A 24181-nucleotide genomic window follows, 5' to 3' on the forward strand; every position below is an offset into this window, starting at 1 on the left:
AGGGTTTATTTGAGATGCTTATTTTTAAGAGTATGCTTTTATTTTAGGAATGTTTTGATCCGATGAGTCGAAAGCTCAGGTTGTGCTCACTCTTAAGTTGATGGGCATGGGGCCATCATATCACTTGTGAATATGTCGTCTCTTGTTCACATTTTCCTTTTTATGATGCGAATAGCTTTTTCTTTACGCGAATGTACGCAGAACGCTCCTACGCTCTTGCAATAAAAGCAAAAACAGATTATCCAGGTGGCATGTATTTAAGTATTGATGATCCAAAGCGCTCCTTACGCTATATAACAAACAATGGAGAAAAATTAATTTTGATTGGCGGAGAGAGTCATAAAACAGGACAAGGAATAAATACGATGCTTCATTATGAAGCACTCTATTCTTTTGCTGAAGCAACTTTTGGAATAGACGAAGTTCCTTATAGATGGTCAGCACAAGATTTAATCACTCTAGATAAGCTTCCTTATATCGGACATATTAACGAAAGAAATCCAAATATATTTGTTGCAACTGGATATCGCAAATGGGGAATGACAACTGGAACTGCTGCCGCTCACCTACTGAAGGACTCCATCCTAAAAGTTCACAGTCCCTATAAAGAACTGTATGCACCATCACGCTTCCATGCAAATCCAGATATAAAAACGTTCCTCTCCCAAAACATTGATGTTGCGAAACATTTAATTGAAGGAAAGATTGAAACCGCATTACGTAAGCCAGAAGATCTCGAAGTTGGTGAAGGATCTGTCGTACATGTTAACGGTAAACGAGCAGGTGCTTATAAAGACAAAGAAGGAAAATTACATATCGTCGATACAACTTGTACACATCTCGGCTGTGAAGTTGAATGGAATAATGGTGATTGTACTTGGGATTGCCCTTGCCACGGTTCTCGTTTTTCTATTGAGGGGGACGTTATTGAAGGCCCAGCAGATCAACCGTTAAAACGAGTTGATAATGAGTAAACAAATAAAGAAGTTCAACAAAATTACTGTTGAACTTCTTTATTTGTTATAAACCCTTTTCAGATAAAATTCGACACAAGGAGGAAAATATTAACATTAAATAAAATAATATATTCATCTACAAATTAAAAGGGGTGAATATTATGCAACCTTCAGCTCCACCTCATCTAGAATCTACAGAAACTATCTTTCCAAGCTCTATTACAAAACTTGTTGTTTTTATTTGTTGGCTAGCCATTTTAGCTGATGGATATGATTTAGGTATTTACGGTGCCGTTCTACCAAAGCTCCTAGAAGACAAAAGCTGGGCGCTATCACCAGCGCATGCTGGTACAATTGCAAGCTATGCTTTATTTGGGATGTTTATTGGAGCTATTCTAGTTGGAACGATTACAGATCTAATTGGGCGTAAATGGACGCTTATATGCTGTTTAGCACTTTTTTCTATCACAATGGGTTTAGCGGCTATCGCTCCTTCTCCTGAGTTATTTGGATTATCTCGATTTGTAGGAGGAATCGGATTAGGCGGTGTTATCCCAACAGCTTCAGCACTTACTGTTGAATATTCACCAAAAAAAAGGCAATCTTTTATTTATGCTCTTATGTTTACTGGCTATCCTTTAGGTATCGTGTTAGGTGCTATTTTGTCCATGCTTATGTTAGCAGATTTCGGATGGAGAATTATGTTTGGTATCGGAATGATTCCACTACTCCTCATTCCTTTCATTATTCGCTATTTACCCGAGTCCATTCAATTTTTATTATCACGTAATCGCCAAGAAGAAGTGAACCAAATTCTTAATCGTTTTCAAATTGAATTTCATGTAAAAGATAAAACTCATCAAGACCCATCTACTATACGAAAGAAAAATGGATTTTTTACTTTATTCTCAAAAGAATACATAAAAGCAACGCTACTTTTTTGGATCACTTATATAATGGGAATGTTTTTAATATATGGTTTAAACACTTGGTTACCACAGATGATGCGCCAGGCAGGATATCCTCTTGGGTCTAGTCTGTCATTTCTACTTATGCTAAATATTACCGCAGCTATCGGCGCATTATTCGCTGGAGCAATTGCTGATCGTATAGGAGCAAAAATTGTTATTAGCATCTCTTATCTTATGGCAGCCATATGTATCGGACTATTAACAATCAAACCATCTGTTACAATCATTTATCTTTTAATTGGCCTTGCTGGTATTGGATCAGTCGGTATTACTCAAATATTAAATGCATATGTAACACAATACTTCCCATCACATATCCGAGCTACCTCCTTAGGCTGGGGACTGGGGCTTGGCCGAGTTGGTGCAATTGCTGGTCCTATTCTCGTCGGTATTATTATGACAATGCAATATGACTTAGCATGGAATTTTTACTTATTCTCCTTTGCAGGTCTTATCGCAGCTATATCTGTTTTCTTCATTCCTACAAAATAAAAAGAGCACAAACTTACTTGTGCTCTTTTTCATATGCTTCAAACAGCATGTCTCGAAATAATGTATTTAAAATCTCAATATCGATCCCTGATCCCTTTTCAATTCCTTTTACATATTGCCCATAGTAATGAATTTGTTCTTCTAAAAATTGATTTAGCACCTTAATTTTCAATCCAACATCTAATTCAGTACCTGCTTTTTTCTTTATTAACAACTTTTCAATCTCATCTAATACACTACGTTCTAATGGTAATTCTGTAATCAATCGATCAAATTCTACAGGTGGTAAAGTTGCTTTCTCTTCTAGCCACTTACAAGCTAAAATAGGGCGTAATACATAAAAGTACTTTTTCAACTTTACATTCTCACCTTGCAAAAATTCACGATAATTTTTCCACGCCATATGTAAATAATGATATATCGTTGCTTTTGGATCAAAATTCTTCTCACTCATCTGTTGAAGTAGTTCTGGAAAATTAGAGTTTTTCGAATAAAAAATTGGTGATCGAATCCACTCAAGTAAAGCTGGGTTCGACTTCGCGAATAGTTGCAACGCCTTTTTAATATCCCAACCACTTATATCTAAATCATCACTAATTGGATATTCAATTACATCTCGTTTGTCATGAATTGATAAATACCATTCTACCGGATGTATATAAACAAACCTAACATCATAATCGCTATCTTTCGATGGAAACCCCCAAGCACGACTCCCTGATTCCACCGCAAATAAAATTTTTACATCATTCTCTTTTTCAATTCTTTCTAACTCCAACTCGATTTTCTCTCTCATTTCATAACATCTCCATTTTTTGATTATTTCCCTGGAAATTCGACAATACACTATTAATTTTACTACATACTAAAAAAACTGTCAGAAATTACTGACAGCCTAATGAAACGTCTATTGTTGCTTTTCAATTACAGTAGCAGCAATTCGTTCGAACTCTTTTTGAATCTCCTCTTTATATGCATCTACTATTGAAAAATCCATAGCAGCAATATAAATTCGTTCTAATTTATCACGAATCGATTTTGCTTTCGCTAAGAAAGACATCGCCTCATTCATTTTTGCTTTATATTGAATGGAAACATCACGAATTTCCTTCGCATATTTCTCATCCGTCCCTGGCGTAACAATAAGGGCATACATATCAATAATTTCATCACCCTCGCGACTTGGAAAATATTCATGTGGTGCGGTGCTATCAAAAATTGCAAAACCTAATTCTCTTACGATAACCATATCAAGACTATTCGGGTCAAATCCGCAATGATATACTTCAACTTCAAACCCTTTTTCTTCAGCTGCCTTAGCTAACTTTTTGAGCATCGTCGATTTTCCAGAGCCTGGGCGCCCTTTTATAAAATAACGATGTGGTAACCCTTCTGTTAAATTAGGAACAAAATCAACTGCTCCTTTCGGTGTAGCAGCTCCTAAAAAACGATGTTTTACAAGCGATTGTCTCCCGCTTTTATCTGCAAATAATTTCTGGATTAGCTGATTGGTTAGTTCATTTGCTTTATTAAAATCTATATTATCAATATATATCTTCTCCCACTCATCATGTATAACCAATGCCTCTTTAAAACGTGCGTAAGCAGACTGAAAAGCTTTGCTTGCTTCTGAAACAAATCTTTCAATTTCTAACTTCTGCTTTCTTAGTTTATCTGAGTCCCAAGCAATTCCTAAATTTATATACTCTTCAACAACTCCTGGCATTTTTGGCTCAATAACATGCGGCGATGTCCCATCAACAATTCCTACTTTTAATTGTGGGATAATTACACCATCAACCGATTTATTATCAGAAGAACAATGTAAAAATTCAATATCATATCCTTTTTCAATCCATTCACGACCTATTGCCTTTATTAAAGAAGATTTTCCCGTTCCTGGGCCACCCTTTAAGATAAATAATCTGTCTAATCCTTTTAAATTCTCTTCGTATAAATTGTGAAATCCCCTAGCTGTATTACCACCAGCATAATAATTTAATACATTTCCTGTCACTGCACTCACTCCTTCGCAGCATTCTATTTACATAAGCTACAATATGCGAGCAGCTTTATTTGGGTGAATACCTATTTTGTATTGCACGCAAAAAGGAAATGAATTACAATTTAACTATCAGAAAGTTCCGATTTTAAAAACTGAATACTTCTTTATCAAGAGAGGCAGAGGGACCGGCCCTTTGAAGCCCAGCAACCTCAGTTTATACAAACTGAATAGGTGCTAATTCCTGCAAAATGCAATGCATTTTGGAAGATAAAACTCAACTAGCATGTAAGGCTCATCTTTCTTGATACTGAAGGATGAGCTTTTTATTATTTGAAAAACATATATTGGAGGTATGTAAAATGAAAGTAATTGATTTATCACAAACATTTGAAAATAATATGTCTCAATTTCCTGGAACACCTAAAATACAACTAGAAGCTGTTACAAGTGTTGAAGAATCAGGATATCAAGTTACAGATTTTCATTCTGTCGTTCATGTTGGCACGCATTGTGATGCTCCTGCGCATTTTATTTCAGGCGCAACGACCATCGATCAATTACCGCTGGATCAATTTGTAGGTGAAGCTGTTCTTATAGATGTAACACATATTCAAGAGCGAAAATTACCTAAGACAGTATTGCATAATACTGACATAAAAGAAGGTGATATTGTTATTTTTCATTCTAATCTATCCACAAAATGGAATACAGAAGCTTATGAGAAGGAAGCATTTTATCTTTCTGAAGAATTAGCTAAAGAACTAGTGCGATTAAAAGTAAAATCTATCGGTTTAGATTTCATTTCTCCTGATGAAGTCACAACAGAAACATCACCGATTCATCACATATTACTAGGGAATGATATTTACTTAATTGAAAACTTAACAAATCTAGATGCTATCGAAGCAAAACGTTTCTTTTTCTCAGCAGCACCTTTAAAAATTAAAAATAGTAACGGTGCTTTCGCAAGAGCATTTGCTGTTATTTTTTAAACACAGCCTATAAAAAAAGCAAAGGCCACTACTGGTCTTTGCTTCTATATTTTCTATTTAAATTAAGAAAGAATTGTTCCACACGAGGACGCACCCAAGCTAAACAATCTATCTCTTTCTTCTTTGTGCAAGCTATCTCTTCTCCATCTACCATTTCAACAAGTTCTAGTTCTAACAGTTGCCTCGTGAATGCTAACATATTCACTTCTTCGGATGGATACTCTTCTTTTAATTTCTCCTCAATTTCCCCCAATAAAAAACCGTCACGCATCATTGCCAATGCATCAATCCAAAGTGGCGGCATTTCATATTTTTCTCCTGTAATTGTATCTTTTACAATATAATTCTTTTGCTCTTTTCGAAATTGAATCGTGTGTAAACATACAGTCGAATTTAATGTTAATTCCATCATACCACCTCTTTCATAATATCTGCATAGAAAAAAGGATGCGTGTGCACCCCTTCTTATCTTTTCATAACACTACTGAACCGCTACATGAGCAATCAATCTCATGTCGATATTTTCCTCCATTATAAACGAAGTATTTTATAAAAAAAACCCTTCTTGAAACATTTTATAAAATGTTTATATTTACACAACAAGAACACTTTTCTGAAAAATCTTTTCTCCCAATACATTAAAAGGTCGGCAAAAAAATTTCTACTTTCGTTCCTACTCCTACACTACTTTGGATCGTGATACTCCCTTGATGTTCCTTAATAATTTTATATGTAATCATTAATCCAAGTCCTGTACCAGTCTCCTTTGTTGTGTAAAACGCCTTGCCGATTTTTTCTAACTTCTCATTCTCTATACCAAATCCTTGGTCTTCAACAGAAATACACAAATGTCCTTGCGTTTTTTGATATGCACGGATATGAATTTCTCCACCCTCTGGCATTGATTCTATTCCATTTTTAATGATATTTAATAACACTTGTTTTAATTGCTTATCATCACCGTTTATAGCCGGTAAATTCCCATCTACTTGTAAATGACATTTAACTCTATATTGCGTTGCATAACTTTCCATTAGATGCACAACATATAGAAGGATGTCTCGTATATTACACCTTTCATAATTTGTTGGCTTTGGTTTTCCTAACAACATCAATTCACTAACAAATCCATTGACTCTTTCAATTTCTTGTAGCATAATGTCGTAGCTCATCGTATCAGTTGGGTTTCTTTCTTTTTGCATTTGCGTAAACCCTTTTAACGCTGTTAACGGATTTCGAATTTCATGGGCAATTGTTGTAGACATAGTCCCAATCACAGCTAAATTTTCCGTCTCTTTCATATTGTTCATCATTTCAACCACTGTTCTTACATAAGATTGAAATCGTTTTAATAAAGAATGTGAAATAATGAAATAAAATACACATAAAACAAGTGGAATTATCACTTTTAAATCTTGTAATAGCAATGTGAAAAATACGTACTTTCCAATTACACTAAAGGACACTAAATAAAAGTATTTTTTATTCACGAAAACTGGGGCAAATAAAATTAATAACATTTCTACCATACTGCCATGTTCAAAAGGTCTATCCGTTCGCAAATAAATCATTAAATTATTCATAAGATTGATAAACATGTACCCAAATAAAAATAAATATTTTACAGAATATACATACCCTCTTTTTTGAAGATATATAGAAATAGGAAATAATGCTATTACAAATATAGGCACACCTATCCCAAGACTACCTTCTGGCCAACCTACCGCTGTTCCACTAATATTCATAGCAGGATATACAAAATAATATATAGCGTCATATAAAAAGAATATAATATAAAATAATAATATAAATACCTTTAAGGCTCTTCTTTCTTCATAAATCAAGCTCTTGTATTTATTCATATAAAAACTCCCCTTGATCGATACAAAAAACTTTCATTGTTATCTCCTTAAAGTATAAGTATGAAATTGCTTTCAGGGCAATATTTAACCTTATAATAATGAAAGGAAGGAGATCTCTCCTTCCTTTTGGTAACAACTTACATCCATCTTACCCTGTCATGTAACAATCCATCCGTAAAATTATTATGCCCCATTACAAAATCCTTCATATATAAATTTAAATACTCACCGTACTTACTTTCTGTATTTAATAACAACTCCTCGACGTAATAAGCACCTTGTTCGAATTGATCTAAAAGTAAACTGGACAAGCCCGCATAAATCCCGCACCCTACCTGAAAATACGTTGCATTCGTTTTATATTTACGAAAAACTTGGCTACTATTCATCACATTATACATATATGTCTCACTATTTTCATAAACGAGTAACACACCGACCAAGTCCTCTCCAGCAACCTCTTCTTCCGCTGGATTAAACACTTTACGATTCCAGTTCCATAAATCTTCTACTTGATCTAAGTTCTGTCTAATTATATTTGTTGTATACTCATTAATTCGATAAAGAAAACCAACTTCCATATTGAAGTTTTTCCCTAAAATTAATACTTCCTCATGTGGCATTAAACAACCATAGAATTCTTTTTCTCCTAACTTCACTTTATACTCTGAAGAATATACATCTTCATAAAAGTAAAGAGGACGATGATGACTCATATACATCGGATAACTCCAGATTGCTTCATCTAAAAATCGCTCTACTGCCCATGAAGCATAAAGTGTATGTGGCTTTATAAGTGCTGTATCATTCAAAAATGATGTGTCATGTTCTACAATATAACATGCTCTTGGCCTTTCATTTGGTCGTTCCTTCATAAGCTCAACAACCATCCATTGAACAACACCTGGATTCATACCTGAACCTATAATCGCTTTTGTATTTGTAAATTTCTCTTTCTCCTTCTCAAACCTTGTATATCTTTCCGTAAGCTGAAAACCGATTAAGCTATCGTCCTGATCTACTGCCTCATTTTCCAAGGCTGAATTAATATAACAAATTCCTAGTTCATTACAGCAGCTTAATACTCTAATTGTATCTGCCCCTGAAACATCAATCACAACACTCGTTCTTTTTTCTTTTAAATGTTTTTTAAATTCCACTACATTTTGAAGGTTTATTTCATATAAATATAATTGATCTTTCAAATTCGAAAACAACTCATCGTAATAATTCCTATCTTTTTGTTTTATATCCACCAAATGAAATTTAGCATTCTTTAATACTTCATAAATTGGATCTTTTTCATTTGCTATCGCTTGATTTAAAATTGCTAAAACTGCTTTTGCTGCTCCACCAGCACTACCAAGCAATGTAATTGATAACGAATTCGGAAACTGCTCCACAAACAAAACCCCTTTAATAAATTAGTTGAGCAGCTCCTCCTCAAAAAATAAATTGAATATATAATAAGATAGCTCGTACACAATGTTTATAAGTTAGTGCAAAGTTACCTTTTAAAAAATCACACTATACTATGCTTATATTCAATTCATTTTCCCCTCATCTCCAAATTAAACTAAAACAAATAGGCTCGACCTTTTCTTCTGCATATAAAAGAAAAAGCCAGCCCTTTCAACTAGCTTACGGACAATGGACAGATTTTACATGTTGAATATTTACATACATTTTCGCATCGCGTGCTTTTGATATTTCAATATGACCTTCATCAATTTTCGCCATTTTTCCAATTTTATTGGACTCCTCACCTAAATCGAACACCATAATTTTCCCAGCCATTTTAATAAGCTGTTCTTCAAACGTTCGAGCTAACGTAATATTTAACGGATTCACGGGGAGTTCATTTTTATTGAGGGCATAAGGCACTTGATTTTCTTTATACGGAATTAACCATTTCAAGTGTTTTAAAGATATATATACAGTTTTATAAACTGGACTATAAAAAACAATATAATCGTTCATCACACTTGTAACATAACCATGTATTGGAGCATTTCCGGCTACATAAATTTCCGTAAAAATCCCTTTAGATGTACTTAATACTTTCCTCAAAGAAATTGAAGGAGACTCTCTCTTAATTACAGAATCCACATCTGGTTTTGAGATTTCTTCATCATTTGATCTTAAAAACTTATAATATTGTACATGATATAAAGATATATATACGTAGTCTTGTCCATTGTAAAGAACAACGATATCATTTCCTACATCAATTAATACACCTTTAAATCTTTTTTCACCGATTAATTTAACATATATATTTTCTCCAATACTTTTGTTTAACTCATTCATCTATATCCTCCTTCCTACGAATTTCTTCTTATCTGTCTTCCATTTCTAAAAAAATAATCAGGGCAAAGTTCTGTTTTAATAGTAAGTAATTCCTTTTCATACTATCGAAATAAGAAATTGTTCTTCTCTTTCCCTCATAATGCCCCTCTTATTTATTAAACATTATTCATCTTCATTCTTTTTACATTTAACTACTTGACTCACACTCTTAATATGAGACTTAATTACATAAATAACTTCATCGCCGTTTACTAGTGTAATACAGCCATGGTGTACCTCACTTAATAAACCTTCCACACACTCTGGACCGCCACGATTAATTTTTACCCACTTATACTTCAAGTCTTTTAATATATCTAAAAAAGTATCCTCATCAGAGCAGAAACATGAACTATAGCAATCGCCACATTTACTTTCTTTCACTTTCTTCACTAGACTCTTCACATGTTTCAACTGATAATATACTAATTCACCATGAGGTAACTGTAACGTTAGATAATCTTTTCCTAACGATACGAGCTCACCAACTCGACTTTCTGGTCCACGAAGGTTTACTTTTACAGTCTCACCAACTAAACATTTAATTTGGTCACAGCATAATACATTCTCCAATTTCGTATCCCCCTTTCTTATTATCTTCCTCTACTTGATTGTCTTTGTGCACGAGCACGACCTGAATTATCGCTACTTTCCTTACTATCGTCGCTCTCATCGCTCTCTCCGCATGCTAAAGCATTATAGTTAACACTTTTAATATGCTTTATTGCAATTAATATAATTTCTTCTTTTACGATTAATGTTACGAAGTCACAAGAAACATCTTGCAAAATGCCTTCCACTTTCTCTGGACCGCCGCGATTAATTTTCACCCAGCAATATTTGAAACTTTCAAGTAGTGCTTCAAAATCTTCTGCACAGGCGCAATCTTCCCACTCACAATCACTTGATCCACATTCTTTCGCATTTTTTGTAATACTTTTTAGATGTTTAAGTTGATAGTAATAAAGCTCACCTTTTTCATTCTTCAATACGAAGTAGTCCTGACATACTGATATTATTGTTCCTTTTTGAGATTCTGGACCACCCCTGTTTACTCTCACAAAAGATCCAATTAAGTCTTTCAGAAAATCACAATGAAATAAACTCACGAGAAAACCCCTTCCATTAATTTATAAGCTTTTGCACTGATAGTATATGTATCTGTACAGGTTACGTTCTCTATGTTTGTCCTAGCTAGAAAAAAATATGCTTTTAACATGGTAGACTACTACCTATCAAAATTTGAAGAAAGGCTAAGAACTCCTTATGTTTTTGATATCTTCAAACAAAAAATCCCTTATGAAGATACATTTCTGCATATCTTCATAAGGGATTTCCCATAGTTTAATCTTCGTCTTTAACATCCATATCTTCTGGAATTGGTTCGTTCAATATTTCTTCCACTAATTGCTTATATTTCTCCATTTGTTCTAAATGCGTATTGAATTGTTCTTTATTTACTAAATATTGCTCTCCATCGAATAGCGCACGAATTTTCTTTTGCTGAATTAACTCTTCAATATACGATTTTGGTAAATTCAAATACTCCGCAGTCTCTTCTATTGTTATATACAATGCGTTCATTCCTTTATTATTTTTTCATCTATACTGTATCTTACTTTACTTTATTTTTGTAAACAAATAAAAAAGATTTTGTAAATGCAGTTCAAAAAGCAGGTAGATGCATTCCATATATTGTATAGTATTATATAGTAAGAATTTTTTAAATATAGAATGGTATTACCCATTTACACAAAGGAGAGTTAACATATGGCTACTCGTCACATCATTACAATGTTAGAAAAAACACTACAAGTTGAAACAGAAAACACAATTTCTCATTTGAATGTATCTTTATCTGATCGTTTTCTTTCTCAAAGCACAGCAATACATGAAAACAATTGTTATCATACAATTGGTGAATGGTACAAAAATCATTTCTTATTCCAACAAGATGATTTCCTTTGGGCTAAATATGCCTTCTATGACGCATATTGTGAAGCCATCCAAAAACAAGGTCATCTTACAAAACGCGTCCGTCAAATATTAGAATCATTGGCTCGAAAACACGGAAAACAGTATATTGCTTCTATACTAAATATGCCATTTCCTAATAAACGCGCTAAAGGGACAGCGTAATTTAGCCATGTTCTGTTTAAGCAAAACATAGCTAAATTGTTTTCTAGGATGCTTTACCAATAAAATGTTCATATCATATGAACTGATGAAACCGGTGTCATTATAATGATAGAAAATATAGTAAACAGGAAAACCCCCACGTACATCTCTCATTCACTTGAATAGAGAAATACGTGGGGGTATACTTGTTCCTTATTATTTCATCATCTGCTTAATCAGTTCGCGATTTCTCTTCTTAAATACTTCATTATGAGAAGAAACCATTCCGTACTCACTTGCATCTGGTTGGATAAATTGTTTTGCTTTATTCACAGCATTTCCAGCATCTTGGAATGCACCTGCAATTAAGTGTAGTTTCCCTTCGTGCTTTAAAATATCTCCAGCAGCATATAATCCATCTACTGAAGACTCACTATTTGCATTACCTGCAATATAACAATTATCTATAATTGCAACGTCTAACTCACTATTTTCTAATAATGTAATGTCGCGTTCATATCCATGATTAATAATAACTTCATCAATAGGTAAATGAGAAACCTCACCTGTTTCATGATTTGTTAATTCTACATATTCAATCGCTTCATGATTATCACCGGCAATTAATTTTGTAATCGATGTATTAAAGAAACACTCCGCTGAGCTGTTCATAAGTTGTTTTACTTGTGCTTCATGACCAGATAATTCTTCTTTTCTATAAGTTACATACACTTTTTTCGCAATTGGTTCCAATTCATTTGCCCAATCAACAGCAGAATTGCCTCCACCGGAAATAATAACTGTTTTACCTTTAAAACGCTTTAAAGATTTAACTGTATAATTTAAATTCGATACTTCAAATCGCTCAGCACCTTCAATAGATAACTTTTGCGGTTTCAATATACCACTTCCTGTTGCGACGATAACTGTTTTTGAAAAGTGTTCTTCGCCAGTACTTGTTTTTAATGTAAAAGTACCATCTTGATTACGAATAATCGATTCTACTTTTGTATCTAATACAACTTCCGGCTTAAATGTTAACCCTTGCTGTACAAGTTGTTCAATTAACTTATCACCTGTAACTGGCAATAGTCCTCCTACATCCCAAATCATTTTTTCCGGATACACATGTATTTTTCCACCTAAATGTGGTTGAAATTCTATTATTTTCGTTCTCATTTCTCTGAGTCCACTATAAAAAGCTGAATAAAGCCCTGCAGGTCCTCCGCCTATCACGGTTACATCAAACAATTCTTCTCGATTCATTCGTGCTCACTCCTCAGCTATTAATCGTTGATTATCATTCTCAATAAAATATAACCTGTTTCCGCAAAATTTACAATCAAAATTACTATTGACAATACACCTATATAAAATTATATTATTTAAAGAATCAATAGTGATAATCATTATCATTTTGTTAATAATTAGCAAATTTGAGATTACATCTTCTTTCATTAATATGGTTATTACTATATTATAAAATCTCATATTCAAGATTTTTAATAAATTATTTTGCATTACCACTACTATTTCAAAAAGATTGCAGTTAAACAAATTATTGTATACACATATCATCTATGTTAAAGGAGAAAGACGATGAAAAAGTTATTTATTTCACTAACAGTCCTTTTCGTTCTTGTTATGAGCGCTTGTAGCAATAGCTCTACAGACAAAAAGAACGATGCAAAAGGTAGCAAATCAGAAACAACTACATACCAATCTGAAGATGGTAAAAAAGTAGAAGTTCCTGCAAATCCAAAACGCGTTGTTGTATTATCATCATTCGCTGGTAACGTAATGTCATTAGGTGTAAATCTTGTTGGGGTAGATTCATGGTCTAAACAAAACCCACGTTTTGATAGCAAACTTAAAGATGTTGCTGAAGTATCTGATGAAAATGTTGAAAAAATCGCTGAACTAAATCCAGATTTAATCATCGGTTTATCAAATGTTAAAAATGTCGATAAGTTAAAGAAAATCGCGCCTACTGTAACATACACTTACGGAAAAGTTGATTACTTAACACAGCATTTAGAAATCGGTAAGTTATTAAATAAAGAAAAAGAAGCAAAAACTTGGGTTGATGACTTCAAGAAACGTGCACAAGAAGCTGGTAAAGAAATTAAAGCAAAAATCGGTGAAGATGCAACAGTTTCTGTTGTAGAAAACTTCAACAAACAGCTTTATGTATACGGCGAGAACTGGGGCCGCGGAACAGAAATCCTGTACCAAGAAATGAAATTAAAAATGCCTGAAAAAGTAAAAGAAAAAACATTAAAAGAAGGTTACTACGCATTATCTACTGAGGTATTACCTGAATTTGCTGGTGATTACTTAATCGTAAGTAAAAACAAAGATACTGATAACTCATTCCAAGAGACAGAATCATATAAAAACATCCCAGCAGTAAAAAATAATCGCGTATATGAAGCAAACATGATGGAATTCTATTTCAATGATCCACTTACATTAGATTTCCAACTAGACTTCTTCAAGAAGAGCTTTCTTGGTAAATAATACAAACATGAGGAATTCTTAATTTAAGAATTCCTCTTCCTTTATTCTATGAACAGAAAAGATGTGAAACGAATGACAAAAGATCATGACAATCCACGTTCTATAGCTTTTACATACAAACTAATTTTAAGCTTAATTGCATTCTTTCTTATTTTTATGGTTGCAATGGTATTAGGTGCTGCAGATACTTCGATAAAAGATGTATGGTTAGCACTCACTTCCTCCGCTAAAGGAGACAAAATATCTATTATTCGAGAAATACGTTTACCACGTGAAGTTGCTGCTATTTTTGTAGGAGCTGGATTAGCCGTTTCTGGGGCAATTATGCAAGGATTAACACGAAATCCACTTGCGGATCCTGGATTATTAGGGCTATCTGGTGGAGCAAATGCTGCGCTTGCACTGACACTTGCTTTCAACCCTTCCATCAGCTATCTTTACTTAACATTAGCTTGCTTTATCGGTGCGGCAATTGGCGCAATTATGGTATTTGGAATTGGTATGGTGAAAAAAGGCGGCCTTTCTCCTCTTCGAATTGTATTAGCAGGCGCTGCAGTTTCAGCATTTCTACTCGCAATTTCAGAAGGAATCGGCATTTACTTTAAAATTTCACAAGATGTATCACTTTGGACTGCTGGGGGCGTAATTGGAACAACTTGGAGCCAATTAAAAATTATTATTCCAGTCATTTCAATTAGTATCTTTATCGCTATCTTACTAGCAAAAAAATTGACAGTTCTTAGTTTCAGTGAGGAAGTGGCTATTGGACTAGGTCAAAAAATTATTGTTATTAAAACTATTTTATTTATCATTATTATCTTACTTGCAGGTGCATCTGTAGCGCTTGTTGGAAATATGGCATTTATCGGCTTAATGGTACCTCACATGGTACGCCCAATTGTCGGTCCAGATTACCGATTTGTTATACCGATGTCAGCAATTGCTGGAGCTTCCTTTATGCTACTTGCAGATACAATCGGACGTACTATTAACGCTCCATACGAAACACCAGTTGCGGCAATTGTTGCGATTGTAGGGTTACCATTCTTCCTATTCATTGTACGTAAAGGAGGAAAAACATTCTCATGATGCAATCTATTTTAAGAAAACAGCGTCTCATTATACTCGCTTTACTTATAGTAATCATCACAACCATTGTAGTTGGAATGGGACTTGGTTCAGCGTCTTTATCTTATGATCGACTACTCCCAACATTAATGGGGCAAGGGACTTTTAAAGAGGAGTTTGTTTTATACTCTTTAAGACTACCTAGAATTGTCATTACATTATTAGCTGGTATGGCTCTCGCCTTATCAGGGGCTATTCTGCAAGGAATTACCCGAAATGATTTAGCTGAACCTGGTATTCTTGGTATTAACTCTGGGGCCGGTGTTGCTGTCGCTATTTTCTTTTTATACTTTCCAATAGATGTAGGTTCATTTCTTTACTTACTACCTGTAGTTGGATTTATCGGAGCATTTCTGACAGCTGTTCTAATTTACGTATTTTCATATAGTAAATCAACTGGACTTCAACCAATCCGATTAACATTAACCGGTATCGGTTTTGCATTTGCACTATCTGGAACGATGATTGTCCTTATTTCATCCGCGGATCGTATGAAAGTAGACTTTATTTCAAAATGGATTGCCGGAAATATTTGGGGAGATGACTGGATCTTCGTTTTAGCAATGCTCCCATGGTTAATCGTATTCATTCCGTTTATTTTCTATAAAGCAAATCGATTAAACATTTTAGCATTAAACGAACCAGTCGCAATTGGCGTTGGAATTGAAATTGAAAAAGAACGCAGGTACTTATTAGTTGCAGCCGTTGCACTTGCAGCTGCAGCTGTTTCCGTAACAGGAGGAATTAGCTTTATCGGATTAATGGCTCCTCATATTGCGAAATCTTTAGTAGGTCCAAGACATCAAATTTTCATGCCTATCGCCCTTTTAATCGGCGGATGGCTATTATTATTAGCAGATACAATCGGACGAAATATCGTTGATCCTAATGGCATTCCAGCAGGTATTGTCGTTGCTTTAATTGGGGCTCCTTACTTTATGTATTTGTTGCTTAAAAAAGCGTAAAAGACACCCTCAAGATCTTTTCTTGAGGGTGTCTTTGTTTCATTCTACTGCTGCCCATACCCTTCAAACTTCTTCGCCAAATTCTCCATCTCATCTTCTGGCAATAGCTTTGGTTCCCCAATGCTTTTCGTTTGATAATAAATTTGAGCACAAAACTCAATCTCTTCTGCAACAGTAAACGCCATTTTTATATTATTTGCACCAGCAATTAAACCGTGATTTGCAAGTAGCACAGCTCGGCGATCAATCATGCCTTCAAAAGCAGCATCCGCTAATTGCTTCGTACCAAATGTTTCATACGGCGCACAGCGGACATTCGGGCCTGCAAAAGCAATTAAATATGACACAGCCGGAAGCTCCCATCCTAATGACGCAATCGTCTTCGCGTAAGGAGAATGTGTATGCACAAGCGCATTTATATCTTCACGCTTCCTATAGTAAATAAGGTGCATATCTAATTCACTTGATGGTTTTCTCTCTCCTTCTACTACTTCACCATCTAGGTTTAATATAACTACATCTTCAGGCTTTGTTTCATAATACTCTAAACCACTTGGGCTAATCGCAACAAGACCTTGTTCACGATTAAAGATACTAATATTACCACCCGTCCCCTTTGTTAAACCACTAGAAATCATTTTCTTTCCATACGCTACAATTTCTTCTCTTTCTTTTTGTAATAACATATACATCCCCCTAAGTATGAAGCTTATGATGACTGACTTTTACATTTATCTACTTATTGAAATAGCTTTTTTAAATTCTCCGTAAACGGTGCCTTTACAATCCCTTTTTCTGTAACAATCGCTGTTACATTTTCATGTGGAGTAACATCAAATGCTGGATTATATACTTTACTTTCTTTCGGAGCAGAATATTGTCCGAAGCGATTAATCACTTCCGAAGCATCTCTTTCCTCGATGGGAATTTCTTTTCCTGTCGGTGTTTTTAAGTCGATTGTCGGTGTTGGCGCTGCTACATAAAACGGAATGTTGTAGTACTTAGCTAAAATAGATACGCCTAATGTGCCAATTTTATTTGCTATATCACCGTTCGCTGCCACACGATCGCATCCAACGATTACTGCATCAATCTTCCCTTGTGACATGACCATAGCTGCCATATTATCCGTAATAACAGTAACATCAATTCCCGCTCGCTGTAGTTCTAATGCCGTTAACGTTGACCCTTGTAATCTTGGACGTGTTTCATCCGAAAAGATTTTTAAGTCCCATCCTTTTTCTTTCGCTAAGTACATTGGAGCCGTCGCAGTACCATACTTAGTCGTCGCTAACGCACCAGCATTACAATGTGTTAATACTCCCATTCCATCATGGAATAATGTTAATGCATGTTCTCCAATTTGACGGTTAATTTCTTCATCTTCTCTATGAATCTCTTTTGCCTCTTCTAGTAATCTATTTTTCAGCTGTGAGATTGATAAATGAATATTATCTGTCGCTACACTTTCCATTCTTTCAAGTGCCCAAAATAAATTTACGGCAGTCGGTCTTGATGTCGCCAAGTATGTACATACCTTTCTTACTTCATCCATAAATCCTTCTTCCGTACCTTCAGCAAATTCCTTTATCCCTAAATACACTCCATAAGCTGCTGAAACACCAATCGCTGGTGCACCTCGTACTTTCATTACTTGAATGGCATCCCACACACTTTCAGCTGTTTTAAAAGATTCATAAACAATTTCATTCGGTAATAACGTTTGATCTAACAAAACTAAAGCATCATCTTTCCACTGAATTGGTATTAATTGCTCTTCCATCATATTCTCCCCTTACTCCGCGTAGTGCATTGACTGTTCTTTTAACGTTTCTACAAAACTTGTACCCGTTCTATATTGATTCGCTCGTAAAATAAAACTCTTCGCTACTTTAAGACAAATTCGCTCCGCTCTAGCACGTGCTTCCTCATTCTCAATACAAGTAATATCTTTTACTTTCGCTAATCCAACAATACGGCGGATTAATTCAAGACCTGTCACTGCAGCTGTATCCTCTAATACAGATTGTAAATAGGCTTCGTTAAAGCCTTCTTCCTTCGCCATAATCTCGGTCACATGAATATCCCAAGCATCTAAAAACTTCTTCTTAAATAAATCAATTACCTCTACCATCGTAGTTTGTAACCAATCCATATACGTATCTTTCTCAGCTCCAGGTAGCATCGTTGCATCTGCATTCACCCAAGCAAACATTAAATTCGCCATTACATTCCCGACGTCATATCCCATAGGTCCATAAAAAGCAAACTCAGGATCAATAACCTTTGTAGAATCATCTCTTACAAAAACAGAACCAGTATGTAAATCACCATGAATAAGCGCCTGTGCATTCGTCATAAAAGAAAATTTACGTTTCGCTACTTCCATACGAAGCTCTTTATCACTATAAATATGCTCCCTAATCCATCCCTCATTTAAAGGAAATAACTCATTACGCTTATTATGATTTGTAAATGGTTCTGAATATACGAGGTCCTCTGTAATCTCACATAATTCAGGATTTATATAATTCTTCACAAGTTCCTTCTTCTCTTTATGATTCATTACAACATCCGATGTTAATAAAAGTGTATTTACCATAAAAGTAGTTAAGTCGTCAGCAAGCCGCGGAAATATTTGATGATTTATAAGTGCTGTACGTAATATTGTGTGATTCGATAAATCTTCCATTACGCAACAGTTCATCACACTATCAAATAAATACACCTTAGGAACAAGTCCAGGTGCTAACTCATCCTCTAACTGCAAAACATCTGATTCTATGCGAATACGATTCGTCGACAACTTAAACTCATCTGAAATGCGAGCCGTATCCCCAGCTTGCTTTACGATGACAGACATGTTCTCTTTTTCATCCCAAACGCGGAACACATAATTTAAATTGCCATCACCTATTTCTTTACACTGTAACCCCTTTGCATGTTCAAACTTAGATAATTTCTCTTTCACATATGCAATCACATCTTTAGCTTCCATTAAAAAATACTTTGTGAACTTAGACATGGTTTCCCCTCCACACCAATTGTAAGCGTTTTCTAAAAGCTATAAAAAATAATAGGTTGAATTTTTTCATCCTATAAATATGTATTCTTCTTTTTGAAAGGTATATCTAGGTTTTATTATATCTCTTTAGCACTTTGAGTCAATATTTCTAACTATCATCGTAATATACTTCCTAATTATATATTTGAGATGACAAAAATTGTTCAAAAAGATTTCGATTCATTTTATTTATCGCACAATTCTTTGTAAAATAGAAATAAGCAGTTCCTTTTCAAATACATAACTTCTAAGAAATATTTCCTTCCTAAGAATTTACACTTACACCATATCTCTAACATACACACTACTCTTTCAAACAATCATTGAAAATTTATAAACTTAAAGTTACCTTTCCATTCTCTGTTAGCCTTAATTGAGAATAAATATTAATTAAATCGGTATAAAGTTGGTTTATTCTCTTGACAAAATAACCACTTCTATATGATAATTAATATCGAATTAGAATTATTATAGTTAATTAAAAAATATATTTTATGAGCACACTATTTTTTGATGCTCAAAACCAACATTTAGGAGGAATTTTAATATGTTATTAATCGGCACAGAAGTAAAACCGTTTAAAGCTAATGCTTACCATAATGGAGAATTTATCCAAGTTACTGACGAAAGTTTAAAAGGAAAATGGAGTGTAGTTTGTTTCTACCCAGCTGACTTCACATTCGTTTGCCCAACTGAACTTGAAGACTTACAAAACCAATACGCAACTCTAAAAGACTTAGGCGTTGAAGTATACTCTGTATCTACAGACACTCACTTCACTCACAAAGCATGGCATGATAGCTCAGAAACTATCGGCAAAATCGAGTACATCATGATTGGTGACCCAACTCGCACAATCACTACAAACTTCAACGTTTTAATGGAAGAAGAAGGTCTTGCTGCTCGTGGTACATTCATCATCGATCCAGACGGCGTTATCCAATCTATGGAAATCAATGCTGACGGTATCGGCCGTGACGCAAGCATTCTTGTTAACAAAATTAAAGCTGCTCAATACGTACGTAACAACCCAGGTGAAGTTTGCCCAGCTAAATGGCAAGAGGGTTCTGCAACACTTAAACCAAGCCTTGACCTTGTAGGCAAAATCTAAGGAGTTCGATCAAAATGATACTAGATGCAGATATAAAAACACAACTATCCCAATACCTTCAATTAATGGAGAACGATATTTTACTTAAGGTAAGCACAGGAGACGATAACGTATCTAAAGATATGTTAGCTCTAGTAGACGAATTAGCTACTATGTCATCTAAGATTACAGTAGAAAAAGTTGAATTAGAGAGAACACCAAGCTTTAGCGTAAACCGCCCTGGTGAAAACACTGGTGTCGTATTCGCTGGTATTCCATTAGGACACGAATTTACATCATTAGTGTTAGCTTTACTACAAGTAAGTGGACGCGCTCCAAAAGTTGAACAAAAATTAATCGATCAAATTAAAAACATTCAAGGCGAATATCATTTTGAATCTTATATCAGCCTAAGTTGTCATAACTGTCCTGATGTTGTACAAGCTCTTAACGTAATGAGCGTTCTTAACCCTGGTATTACACATACTATGATTGATGGCGCTGCATTCAAAGAGGAAGTAGAAAGCAAAGACATTATGGCAGTACCAACTGTTTACCTAAACGGCGAATCTTTCGGAAGCGGTCGTATGACACTTGAAGAAATTTTAGCTAAAATGGGTAACGGTCCAGATGCATCAGAGCTTTCTGATAAAGATCCATACGATGTTCTTGTTGTTGGTGGCGGCCCTGCTGGTGCAAGTGCAGCAATTTACGCAGCACGTAAAGGCATCCGCACTGGTATCGTTGCTGAGCGCTTCGGTGGTCAAGTAATGGATACTATGGGCATTGAGAACTTCATCAGCGTGAAAAAGACTGAAGGTCCTAAGCTAGTAGCAAGCCTTGAAGAGCACGTAAAAGAATACGACATCGATGTAATGAATCTACAACGTGCGAAACGTTTAGAGAAAAAAGAACTTATTGAAGTGGAACTTGAAAACGGCGCTATTCTGAAAAGTAAGAGCGTAATCGTTTCTACAGGTGCTCGCTGGCGTAATGTTGGCGTACCAGGTGAAGCTGAGTTCAAAAATAAAGGTGTAGCATATTGCCCACACTGTGACGGTCCATTATTCACTGGAAAAGACGTAGCAGTTATCGGTGGAGGTAACTCTGGTATTGAAGCAGCTATCGACTTAGCAGGTATCGTTAAGCACGTAACTGTTCTTGAATTCATGCCAGAATTAAAAGCTGATGCTGTATTACAAGAGCGTCTTAACAGCTTACCAAACGTAACTGTTCTGAAAAACGTTCAAACGAAAGAAATCACTGGTACTGATAAAGTAAACGGTATTTCTTACATCGATCGTGAAACTGAAGAAGTTCATCACGTTGAGTTACAAGGTGTATTCGTACAAATCGGTCTTGTGCCAAACACAGACTGGTTAGGCGAAACAGTTGAACGCGTTCGCGGTGAAATCGTAACAGACAAGCACGGCGCTACAAACGTACCAGGAGTGTTTGCTGCAGGTGACTGTACAAATAATCCGTACAAACAAATCATCATCTCTATGGGTTCAGGTGCAAACGCAGCTTTAGGTGCATTTGATTACTTAATCCGTAACTAATAAAAAAACAGGTGCCTTGGCACCTGTTTTTTTATTACCCTAATGTATAAACTAAAAACCTCTCATTCCCATTCTTCTCATAAGCACCTGACAATCTAACTTCTTTCTTCAGCTCAAACGCAGTCTGATTTTCTAAGAAGAAAATATAGTCCTCAGAAGGATAATATAAAATAATATCTACTTCTCTCCCCGTTTCTTCTACTGAAAGCAAAATGTTATTTACTACATTCATAAACACTTGCACAGAAAACGGATTAAAGAAATAAAACCTATTATCATGTGGATCAATCTCATATTCCTGCGCTAAACAACATTGGAATTGAATTTTCCCCTTACTGTTTCGTGCCTTTCGTGCATAACGATCTCGATTATCCATCGCTTCTTTATAAAACTCTTCATTCATTTCAATTCCAACTGCTGAAGCACCACATTTATGATGCATATAAAAGTTTAATCGCCCTTTTCCGCACCCAAAGTCTACAATTCGGTCGCTACTTCGTATTTCATATTGATTCAATAACTCATCTAACCCACTATACGGTGTCGGTTCATAGCGATGATAATGCATAGACTTGTTAAACCCTTTTTGCTCACCGACTGTTTTTATATGTAAAACTGCATCGTAATATTGTTCGTTCATTCGTCTTCTCCTATTAAAAAATGGTACTTATTATTATACACCATGTACTGGAGGCTCATTTTTCATCAAATTAATAGGTACGTGAAATTATATTAACGATTTTCTTAATATATCTATCGTAACTTCAAATATATCAACGATTTTCTCAATATATCTATCATAACTCAAAATATATCAACGGTTTTTCAAATATATCGATTTACCGACAATTCACGACAAAAAAACAGGAGCTCTCTAGCCCCTGTCTTCTAACACTTTCAATACAGTTTGTTTCAATATTTCTACCCCATCCATAATACAACTATGATCAAACCTCATATACGGATGGTGTAATCCAGGTTGTAGGTCTGCTCCTAGTCCAAGCATGACAGCTTTTAAAAGTGGCCTTTTCACTGTATAGTAATGGAAATCATCGCTTCCTGTCGTATAGAGAGGCCCTGTGCATCTCTCTTCCCCATACACTTCGAGAATACCTTTACGCATAAAGCGCTCTGCTTCTTCGGAAACCTCTGCTCCTGGTGCAAGATCCATCCATTCGTATGAAGTTTTTGATCCCATCGATGCAGCTGATTCTATTACATGCTCAATCTTTTTCTTTAATTCTTCTAATAGTATATTACTCTCTGCTCTTACATCTAAACTGAAATGACCATTTCCCGGAATAATATTTAAATTATCACCACCAGCTTGGCATCTCGTCATTTTTACTGAATAAGAACTTTGCGGTGGCAGCCAAATATTTTTCAAACCGATATTAATCATGGAAATGACATCAATTGCATTCACACCTTGATGTGGTCTTGCCCCGTGTGCATCCTCCCCATGAATCATACCCTCTAAAAATCCTGCTGCTCCATGACGAATAGATGGGGCTGCTTGTTTCAAAGATAGTTCTTCAATTGGTCTTAGGTGGACGCCAAATAAGAAATCAGCATCATCTACAGCACCTTTCTCCACCATCTTCAAAGCACCATTCCCCTTCTCTTCTGCTGGCTGAAAAATAAATCTAACCGTACCACTTTTCCATCTCATATTTTTCAATTGTAAAATAAGTCCCATTACAATGGTCATATGAGCATCATGGCCACATGAATGGTTCGCTTTAAATTCTCCATTTACTTCTTGCCAAAGTGCATCCATATCAGCACGAATCGCAATAACTGGATTCCCGCCTCCAATCTCAGCAATTACACCTGGACAATCATCAAATGTTCTATATGAAATTCCTTCTTCTTTTAAAAAGTCAGTAATATACGCTGTCGTTTCATATTCTTTCCAACTTACTTCAGGGTTTTCGTGTAAATGCTGAAAAATCTCCGTTAAGCGCTCTTGTAGTTCTAATGTTTTCAACGTTCCAGTCTCCTTCCCACATTACAAACGATTCGGGTTAATTATACTTATGAAAAACAGATGTTTTTATGAACATATTGAATTTTAAGAAAAAAGTCAATTATTTATTTTTAA

General features: G+C 35.1%; 23 protein-coding genes, 1 pseudogene and 1 riboswitch. Of the genes and pseudogenes, 9 read left to right on the forward strand and 15 right to left on the reverse strand.

The window, feature by feature from the left end; translation table 11 throughout:
• Positions 1-110: 110 nt before the first annotated feature.
• Both MR168_RS08675 and MR168_RS08680 read left to right on the forward strand, forming a co-directional pair.
• Positions 111-974 (forward strand): annotated as a pseudogene (locus MR168_RS08675) (FAD-dependent oxidoreductase); the annotation flags it as partial.
• Between the two features lie 143 nt (positions 975-1117).
• Positions 1118-2419 (forward strand): MFS transporter, encoded by a 1302-nt coding sequence (locus MR168_RS08680; RefSeq protein ID WP_033695443.1) that lies wholly within the window; start codon positions 1118-1120, stop codon positions 2417-2419.
• Between the two features lie 13 nt (positions 2420-2432).
• Here the strand turns inward: MR168_RS08680 and MR168_RS08685 are convergent, their stop codons facing one another.
• Complete coding sequence (locus tag MR168_RS08685) at positions 2433-3215, reverse strand: nucleotidyltransferase domain-containing protein (protein WP_086412249.1); 783 nt, start codon at positions 3213-3215, stop codon at positions 2433-2435.
• A gap of 111 nt (positions 3216-3326) precedes the next feature.
• On the reverse strand, positions 3327-4436 hold the full coding sequence (locus MR168_RS08690; RefSeq protein ID WP_006926177.1) for a PRK06851 family protein: 1110 nt from the start codon (positions 4434-4436) through the stop codon (positions 3327-3329).
• A 149-nt stretch (positions 4437-4585) separates the two neighbouring features.
• Positions 4586-4698, forward strand: a riboswitch (SAM riboswitch).
• A gap of 85 nt (positions 4699-4783) precedes the next feature.
• Here MR168_RS08690 and MR168_RS08695 point away from each other — a divergent pair.
• Complete coding sequence (locus MR168_RS08695) at positions 4784-5416, forward strand: cyclase family protein (protein ID WP_086412250.1); 633 nt, start codon at positions 4784-4786, stop codon at positions 5414-5416.
• Positions 5417-5444: 28 nt separating this feature from the next.
• Here MR168_RS08695 and MR168_RS08700 read toward each other — a convergent pair whose 3' ends face one another.
• The 7 genes from MR168_RS08700 to MR168_RS08730 all read right to left on the reverse strand — a co-directional run bounded on the left by MR168_RS08700 (position 5445) and on the right by MR168_RS08730 (position 11214).
• Positions 5445-5825: a hypothetical protein gene (locus tag MR168_RS08700; RefSeq protein ID WP_000424116.1), complete on the reverse strand. Its 381-nt coding sequence runs from the start codon at positions 5823-5825 to the stop codon at positions 5445-5447.
• A gap of 229 nt (positions 5826-6054) precedes the next feature.
• Positions 6055-7281, reverse strand: a complete 1227-nt coding sequence (locus MR168_RS08705) for an ATP-binding protein (protein ID WP_086412251.1) — start codon at positions 7279-7281, stop codon at positions 6055-6057.
• Positions 7282-7418: 137 nt separating this feature from the next.
• Positions 7419-8684, reverse strand: coding sequence for a hypothetical protein (locus MR168_RS08710; RefSeq protein WP_000434716.1), 1266 nt, complete (start codon positions 8682-8684; stop codon positions 7419-7421).
• 238 nt (positions 8685-8922) lie between these two features.
• On the reverse strand, positions 8923-9591 hold the full coding sequence (locus tag MR168_RS08715; RefSeq protein WP_001004284.1) for an LSm family protein: 669 nt from the start codon (positions 9589-9591) through the stop codon (positions 8923-8925).
• Positions 9592-9753: 162 nt separating this feature from the next.
• The gene (locus MR168_RS08720) at positions 9754-10203 is read right to left on the reverse strand and encodes a spore coat protein B (protein ID WP_000432509.1); all 450 of its coding nucleotides are present in this window, start codon (positions 10201-10203) and stop codon (positions 9754-9756) included.
• 20 nt (positions 10204-10223) lie between these two features.
• Positions 10224-10739: a spore coat protein B gene (locus tag MR168_RS08725; protein WP_000051525.1), complete on the reverse strand. Its 516-nt coding sequence runs from the start codon at positions 10737-10739 to the stop codon at positions 10224-10226.
• A gap of 235 nt (positions 10740-10974) precedes the next feature.
• Positions 10975-11214, reverse strand: a complete 240-nt coding sequence (locus MR168_RS08730; RefSeq protein ID WP_002025240.1) for a helix-turn-helix domain-containing protein — start codon at positions 11212-11214, stop codon at positions 10975-10977.
• Between the two features lie 186 nt (positions 11215-11400).
• Between MR168_RS08730 and MR168_RS08735 the strand changes: the two genes are divergently transcribed.
• A complete protein-coding gene (locus MR168_RS08735; protein ID WP_000235476.1) occupies positions 11401-11769 on the forward strand; it encodes a hypothetical protein in 369 nt (122 codons plus the stop codon).
• A gap of 195 nt (positions 11770-11964) precedes the next feature.
• Here the strand turns inward: MR168_RS08735 and MR168_RS08740 are convergent, their stop codons facing one another.
• Positions 11965-13014, reverse strand: coding sequence for an NAD(P)/FAD-dependent oxidoreductase (locus MR168_RS08740; RefSeq protein ID WP_086412253.1), 1050 nt, complete (start codon positions 13012-13014; stop codon positions 11965-11967).
• Positions 13015-13347: 333 nt separating this feature from the next.
• On the opposite strand from MR168_RS08740, the gene MR168_RS08745 reads away from it, so the two are divergent.
• From MR168_RS08745 to MR168_RS08755, 3 genes are read left to right on the forward strand one after another with little or no spacing between them, the layout of a single operon-like run.
• Positions 13348-14268 (forward strand): iron-hydroxamate ABC transporter substrate-binding protein, encoded by a 921-nt coding sequence (locus MR168_RS08745; RefSeq protein WP_242291237.1) that lies wholly within the window; start codon positions 13348-13350, stop codon positions 14266-14268.
• Positions 14269-14316: 48 nt separating this feature from the next.
• A complete protein-coding gene (locus tag MR168_RS08750) occupies positions 14317-15357 on the forward strand; it encodes a FecCD family ABC transporter permease (RefSeq protein WP_002025239.1) in 1041 nt (346 codons plus the stop codon).
• Positions 15354-16361 carry a FecCD family ABC transporter permease gene (locus tag MR168_RS08755; RefSeq protein WP_000983753.1) on the forward strand — a complete coding sequence of 336 codons (1008 nt, stop codon included), beginning with the start codon at positions 15354-15356 and terminating at the stop codon, positions 16359-16361. Before MR168_RS08750 ends, MR168_RS08755 begins: the two co-directional genes overlap by 4 nt.
• 44 nt (positions 16362-16405) lie before the next feature.
• On the opposite strand, the gene MR168_RS08760 is transcribed toward MR168_RS08755, so the two are convergent.
• The 3 genes from MR168_RS08760 to mtnK are packed head-to-tail and all read right to left on the reverse strand — an operon-like array spanning position 16406 to position 19386.
• Entirely contained in the window at positions 16406-17047 is a 642-nt protein-coding gene (locus tag MR168_RS08760; RefSeq protein WP_000926554.1) for an L-fuculose-phosphate aldolase, read from the reverse strand.
• 53 nt (positions 17048-17100) lie between these two features.
• Positions 17101-18147 (reverse strand): S-methyl-5-thioribose-1-phosphate isomerase, encoded by a 1047-nt coding sequence (gene mtnA, locus MR168_RS08765; protein WP_086385321.1) that lies wholly within the window; start codon positions 18145-18147, stop codon positions 17101-17103.
• Positions 18148-18156: 9 nt separating this feature from the next.
• The gene (gene mtnK / locus MR168_RS08770; RefSeq protein WP_086412255.1) at positions 18157-19386 is read right to left on the reverse strand and encodes an S-methyl-5-thioribose kinase; all 1230 of its coding nucleotides are present in this window, start codon (positions 19384-19386) and stop codon (positions 18157-18159) included.
• A gap of 586 nt (positions 19387-19972) precedes the next feature.
• Between mtnK and ahpC the strand changes: the two genes are divergently transcribed.
• Both ahpC and ahpF read left to right on the forward strand, forming a co-directional pair.
• Entirely contained in the window at positions 19973-20536 is a 564-nt protein-coding gene (gene ahpC / locus MR168_RS08775) for an alkyl hydroperoxide reductase subunit C (RefSeq protein ID WP_000924420.1), read from the forward strand.
• Positions 20537-20550: 14 nt separating this feature from the next.
• Complete coding sequence (gene ahpF / locus MR168_RS08780; protein WP_086412256.1) at positions 20551-22077, forward strand: alkyl hydroperoxide reductase subunit F; 1527 nt, start codon at positions 20551-20553, stop codon at positions 22075-22077.
• Between the two features lie 34 nt (positions 22078-22111).
• Here the strand turns inward: ahpF and MR168_RS08785 are convergent, their stop codons facing one another.
• Together MR168_RS08785 and MR168_RS08790 are read right to left on the reverse strand one after the other, a co-directional pair.
• The gene (locus tag MR168_RS08785; RefSeq protein WP_001005627.1) at positions 22112-22717 is read right to left on the reverse strand and encodes an SAM-dependent methyltransferase; all 606 of its coding nucleotides are present in this window, start codon (positions 22715-22717) and stop codon (positions 22112-22114) included.
• A 234-nt stretch (positions 22718-22951) separates the two neighbouring features.
• On the reverse strand, positions 22952-24067 hold the full coding sequence (locus tag MR168_RS08790) for a M20 peptidase aminoacylase family protein (protein ID WP_242291238.1): 1116 nt from the start codon (positions 24065-24067) through the stop codon (positions 22952-22954).
• Between the last annotated feature and the right edge of the window lie 114 nt (positions 24068-24181).

Origin of the sequence: Bacillus cereus group sp. BfR-BA-01356 (genome assembly GCF_022663635.1) — a bacterium.
Lineage (GTDB): Bacteria > Bacillota > Bacilli > Bacillales > Bacillaceae_G > Bacillus_A > Bacillus_A cereus.

Excerpts from the sequence above, each read along its gene's own strand:
- mtnA (WP_086385321.1), bottom strand. The coding sequence starts at position 18,147 with ATGATGGAAGAGCAATTAATACCAATTCAGTGGAAAGATGATGCTTTA.
- MR168_RS08705 (WP_086412251.1), bottom strand. The coding sequence starts at position 7,281 with ATGAATAAATACAAGAGCTTGATTTATGAAGAAAGAAGAGCCTTAAAG.
- MR168_RS08685 (WP_086412249.1), bottom strand. The coding sequence starts at position 3,215 with ATGAGAGAGAAAATCGAGTTGGAGTTAGAAAGAATTGAAAAAGAGAAT.
- MR168_RS08740 (WP_086412253.1), bottom strand. The coding sequence starts at position 13,014 with ATGAATCGAGAAGAATTGTTTGATGTAACCGTGATAGGCGGAGGACCT.
- ahpC (WP_000924420.1), top strand. The coding sequence starts at position 19,973 with ATGTTATTAATCGGCACAGAAGTAAAACCGTTTAAAGCTAATGCTTAC.
- MR168_RS08730 (WP_002025240.1), bottom strand. The coding sequence starts at position 11,214 with ATGAACGCATTGTATATAACAATAGAAGAGACTGCGGAGTATTTGAAT.
- MR168_RS08680 (WP_033695443.1), top strand. The coding sequence starts at position 1,118 with ATGCAACCTTCAGCTCCACCTCATCTAGAATCTACAGAAACTATCTTT.
- MR168_RS08715 (WP_001004284.1), bottom strand. The coding sequence starts at position 9,591 with ATGAATGAGTTAAACAAAAGTATTGGAGAAAATATATATGTTAAATTA.
- MR168_RS08735 (WP_000235476.1), top strand. The coding sequence starts at position 11,401 with ATGGCTACTCGTCACATCATTACAATGTTAGAAAAAACACTACAAGTT.
- MR168_RS08700 (WP_000424116.1), bottom strand. The coding sequence starts at position 5,825 with ATGGAATTAACATTAAATTCGACTGTATGTTTACACACGATTCAATTT.
- MR168_RS08745 (WP_242291237.1), top strand. The coding sequence starts at position 13,348 with ATGAAAAAGTTATTTATTTCACTAACAGTCCTTTTCGTTCTTGTTATG.
- MR168_RS08755 (WP_000983753.1), top strand. The coding sequence starts at position 15,354 with ATGATGCAATCTATTTTAAGAAAACAGCGTCTCATTATACTCGCTTTA.
- MR168_RS08760 (WP_000926554.1), bottom strand. The coding sequence starts at position 17,047 with ATGTTATTACAAAAAGAAAGAGAAGAAATTGTAGCGTATGGAAAGAAA.
- MR168_RS08695 (WP_086412250.1), top strand. The coding sequence starts at position 4,784 with ATGAAAGTAATTGATTTATCACAAACATTTGAAAATAATATGTCTCAA.
- mtnK (WP_086412255.1), bottom strand. The coding sequence starts at position 19,386 with ATGTCTAAGTTCACAAAGTATTTTTTAATGGAAGCTAAAGATGTGATT.
- ahpF (WP_086412256.1), top strand. The coding sequence starts at position 20,551 with ATGATACTAGATGCAGATATAAAAACACAACTATCCCAATACCTTCAA.
- MR168_RS08750 (WP_002025239.1), top strand. The coding sequence starts at position 14,317 with ATGAACAGAAAAGATGTGAAACGAATGACAAAAGATCATGACAATCCA.
- MR168_RS08785 (WP_001005627.1), bottom strand. The coding sequence starts at position 22,717 with ATGAACGAACAATATTACGATGCAGTTTTACATATAAAAACAGTCGGT.